The following is a 4,376-nucleotide window of genomic DNA, read 5'->3' on the forward strand; positions in this document are numbered from 1 at the left end:
GCTTGATCTCTTCAGGCAGATTGATCCCGTCCGGCAGATCCGCCTGATCCTCCCGTTCCGCTAACGCCAACAGTTCCTGCACCTCCACCCTGAGTTGACCCTCGATCTTCTCGATATGACCATGCGATAGCGCACTGTGGCGCGAAGCATTGGCTTTGATCTTCGTGCCATCCAGACAGACCGTCCCCAACTTGAGCATCTTCATTTCCTGCGCTATTTCCAGTACCTGCACAAACAGGCCAGCCAGTTCATCCAGAAAGCGACGGCGAAAAGTGGCCAGGGTGTCATGATCTGGATGTGTGTTGCCCGCAATGTAGCGAAAGGCCACCGAATCGTAGGTGGCACGTTCCAGACGACGACTGGAAAAAACTCCCGTGGCGTATCCATAGACCAGAATGGCCAGCAAGGTGGCCGGATGATAGGCAGCCGATCCGCGTCCCGCATACTGACGGGTCAGGCCAGACAGGTCCAATCGGTCAATCACCTCCACCACGAAGCGCGCCAGATGATCTTCGTTCAGCCAGTCATCCAGTGATGGCGGCAGAAGATAGGAAGTTTTACGGTCAGTTGGAACAAAGCGCGGCATGGCGGCATCCAGAAAGGCTGTGATTCCGAATTATAACATTTCAAATCATCAGGTTATTGAGTTTTATAAAAAATTATTGGCCTGCAAAGCCCGACAGGCTGCTAGAGAAGACTTGCCATAGACGTACCATGGCATAGGTATCCAATCCGCAGTAGGCCAGGAGTTGCTTTTCGATCTCGGCCTTGCGATCCACCGGCGTGCCCGGATGAATTGCTTCAAGATAAGCCTCCATTGCCATTCCCCCATTCTGCACCCCCTCCAGATTTTCGTAAGATAACTCAGGAACGGCGGCAGGCAGCACTGCCTTGATACTCCAACTGCCCTGCTGGCTGGGATGGTAATAGTGGTTACGGGCAATGGGGAGCAAATCGACGACACGGTCATTGATGGCCAGGAGTTTTTTCGACAGATCAGGGAATCGCTTGCCCAGTTCGGCGATTCGGGTTTTTTCGAAGGAGGCATTGTAGACAAAGACCGGGCCTTTGGACCCACAGACGGCAACAAGTTTCTCGGCAAAAGGGCGCGAAGGGTCCTTGCCAGAAAGGTCCAGGAACGCCTCCTGACGGAGAAGACCATCGGCAGATAGATGATGCAAACTGAATTGGAAAGGGATCTGCTCGTAGGGACGGGTTCCACCCCATATGGGAACGGCAAACTGGATGGTCTCGAAATCCAGAAAATATCCCGGTAAAGCATGGGGCTGAAGATATTTGGCGGCTCCCACACGGTCAAAAAATTCCTTGCCACGGATCGTACAGTCCTGAACCCGTTGTTGGATTGGATCCAATAAATCCGGCTGAATTTGTCGCAAGTCGTGAATCCCGTTTTCCAACCAAGAATTGCAGTGAAGCCTGGGCAACCACTGTATCGGCATCTCTACCTTTGGTTCGTCCTTGCTACAGTAATCATAAAAACCGCAGGGGTAGGGGTTATCACAATGCGCACCTATTTTTGCCGGAGGTTCGGATTTCCTTGCGGCGATGCCCTGAGCCCCAGTTATCCAGCCCTGTACTTCCTCGCCCCGAGTCAAGGCTTCCGCACTGAGGTCTACCTCATTCAGGAGTCCTCGGTAATCTCCGCCACCGGGATAGGTCCACGAACTGTCGATATGGGCCAAGGAGACGCTGACAAGATTCAACCCTGAGGATTGAGCGATAAATGCCTGCACGGCAATGTCATCGTGATGAATATCCTTCACCGAGGTAGATGATTTGACTTCCACCATGCGCCAAGCTGAAGAGTCGTTGTCCAATGGGAGCAGTACATCGGCCAATGCCAGGGCTCCTTTCGCCTGAAAACTCGCCTCAAAAATAGGGTGGTGTTCCTTCAGAAACTCGCCTGTGGCTGCGAATACACCTGGAAATCCCAGCGTGTCGATGTCGACCAGATTTCCGGACCCCTCAGGATCGTAGAGTTTTCTGGCAATATCACCGACCTGGTAACCGATGGAAAAACTCGCCTGAGTAGCCTCGGACTCCTCTTTGAGTTCGGGTTTGTGGATCTCAAGCCAAAGCCGCTTGGGGCACTGGCGGTAGGCCATCAGTTTGGACTTTGAGAGGTTGCGCATGGGTTGGCCTTGTTATCTCCAAGTTGTCGAAAAGTGTAATATTTTTCAGATGAAGCCGATAGCGGTGCGAGGACCTTCTTTAATGTGGCACTCCGCTTCGAGTGCGTCAGCCAGTTCAGTGGCAGATCCGATGGGTCGAAACCGGTGTTGGCGCACAACGGCAGCAAAATCTCCCGGAGTCAGTTTTGTTTGCCGTTCCAGCCTGAATTTCAACTCTGGGGTTGGGGGTGAAAACTCAAGCAAATGGCAGTGGCGTTGAAATAGTATCCAGACCTGAGCAGGTCTGAGATAGTCAAGTTTTACCTTGAGATCGAACCGACGCAGGGTGGCCTGGTCAAGCCCATCCATGAGGTTGGTCGTTGCAATGAATACTCCGGTAAAACCTTCCATCTGGGTGAGCATTTCATTGACCTGTGTGACTTCCCAACTTTGTGCTGCATTTCTGCGATCTTGAAGGAAACTGTCCACTTCATCGATAAGCAGCAGAGCCCCATCTTGTTCGGCCTGACGAAATGCATAAGCAATGTTCTTTTCGGCTTCTCCTACCCATTTGCTCAGCAGATCTGAGGCATGTCTGACCAGGAGGGGCATTTCCAGTTTTTCTGCCAGCCATCTGCCGTAAGCCGTTTTGCCTGTTCCGGGAGGGCCATAGAGACAAATCCGCCCAGCCTTCGTCCGTGCCAGTCCATTAACGATCTGGGAGAGATCGCTGTCGGAATGGATAAAAGACGGATCATAGAGTTCCGGCAATCGGTTGGGATCGCCATGTCGAATCGGTTTATGCCCTTGAGCTTCCAGCGTATTGCCGATCAGGCGCTCAAAGGCGATTACAGAAGCAGTTGGACCGAGTTCGTCGCGAATGGTATTGATTACTGAAGCGGCGCGGGCAACGACGGCAGGTGCCAAAACTTCTGATTCTGACAGAAATGCGACCGTTCGATCATCGATCATGTCACCACAGACCTCCTTAAGAATGCTTTGGCGCTGTTTTCTGGGGGGCACCGGCAGTTCGAAAATCATGTCGAAACGGCGGATGAAGGCGGGGTCCAGGCCTTCTATGGTATTGGATAACCAAAAAGTGGGAATCGAATTGTTTTCAAGCATGTTGTTGAACCAGCCCTTATTTTTTTGAGAAGATTTCTTCTTCAGGAAAAACAGTTCATTGCCGTCATTGAAAACATCCTCGGCTTCATCAAATACCAGTATGGAATGACTTTTTGACAAAAAACTTTGTGCCGAACGACAAGCGCGAAGCCGTTTATCCCGATTGGTCTGGTCACCATCTTCATCTTCACAGGAAACCTCGAATAAATTGCACTGGCATTCCTGGGCCAGCACACGAGCAAGTTGGGTTTTTCCTGTGCCAGGAGGGCCATAGATGTAGATGTTGACCCCTTTGCGATTTTCATTCAAGGCTTGTCTGAGGTAAGGTCTAAGGATGTTGAGGGATTTCGAGATATGGTCATAATCAGCCAGTTCGAGTTGAGGGGGTGCAGCTTTTGCGACAATCTCACGAAGCATGTCCATCGGGTCAGTATCAGAGGATGTGATGATGCTGGCGAAACTGTCCGACAGGATATTCAGTTTTTCTTTCAAGGTGTTTCGTAATCCACTGTCAAGTGAAAGGAGTCCGGATTGATGAAGCAGTCCTTTGGTGCTTAAAGAACTTTTGACTTCTGACTCTGGTAAGTCGAGTAATAATGAAATCGCTTGGTATGTTTTTTCCATGGACATGTGACCCAGCCAGTCAGCTGTGTCATCAAGCAATGCGTCGCTGTGAAGCAGGGTGGCAAATTCAAGAATGCGACATTCGGTGGCCGAAAGGCCCACCATCACGGAAAGTTTCGAAATGTTCTTTGTCAGGATGACGGGCGGCTTTACATTCCCCAGATTCTTTTCGGCTTGTTTGTGAAGCTTGCCGAGTAAATTGGCTGCAGATTTACGGGTGGTTTCGTCCAAATCATCAACTGGCTCGTTATCCAGGCAATTTTCCACCCCGAGCAATCGGGCCAATGTTTCGTTGCGCCAGCCATGAGAACAAATGAATTCACTTTTGGCGCCAAGAGGTACCAGTAGGCGCAGTATCCAGAGACGAACAATCGGCAAGAGATCTGAAGAATAACGCCGGGACGAACGATGTCGCATACCTGAATCCGTGTTCGTTATAGAAAATCCTCACCCGAGACCGAATCGACATGAATTTGACCGGCCAGTCTTTCAAAA

General features: G+C 50.9%; 3 protein-coding genes. All 3 read right to left on the reverse strand.

The annotated features are described in order from the left end of the window. A partial coding sequence (locus M6F29_RS11315) for a transposase (protein WP_298159924.1) occupies window positions 1–586 on the reverse strand: 586 nt, incomplete at its 3' end. 73 nt (window positions 587–659) lie between these two features. Continuing rightward, window positions 660–2,153 carry a DUF2779 domain-containing protein gene (locus M6F29_RS11320; protein WP_298159927.1) on the reverse strand — a complete coding sequence of 498 codons (1,494 nt, stop codon included), beginning with the start codon at window positions 2,151–2,153 and terminating at the stop codon, window positions 660–662. Between the two features lie 45 nt (window positions 2,154–2,198). Continuing rightward, entirely contained in the window at window positions 2,199–4,298 is a 2,100-nt protein-coding gene (locus tag M6F29_RS11325; RefSeq protein ID WP_298159930.1) for an AAA family ATPase, read from the reverse strand. Window positions 4,299–4,376 lie beyond the last annotated feature (78 nt).

The sequence above is a fragment of the Ferrovum sp. genome, from assembly GCF_027317285.1.
Lineage (GTDB): Bacteria > Pseudomonadota > Gammaproteobacteria > Burkholderiales > Ferrovaceae > Ferrovum.

Bases quoted from the DNA above. Each gene is read 5' to 3' on its own strand.
- M6F29_RS11320 (WP_298159927.1), bottom strand. From the start codon at position 2,153: ATGCGCAACCTCTCAAAGTCCAAACTGATGGCCTACCGCCAGTGCCCC.
- M6F29_RS11325 (WP_298159930.1), bottom strand. From the start codon at position 4,298: ATGCGACATCGTTCGTCCCGGCGTTATTCTTCAGATCTCTTGCCGATT.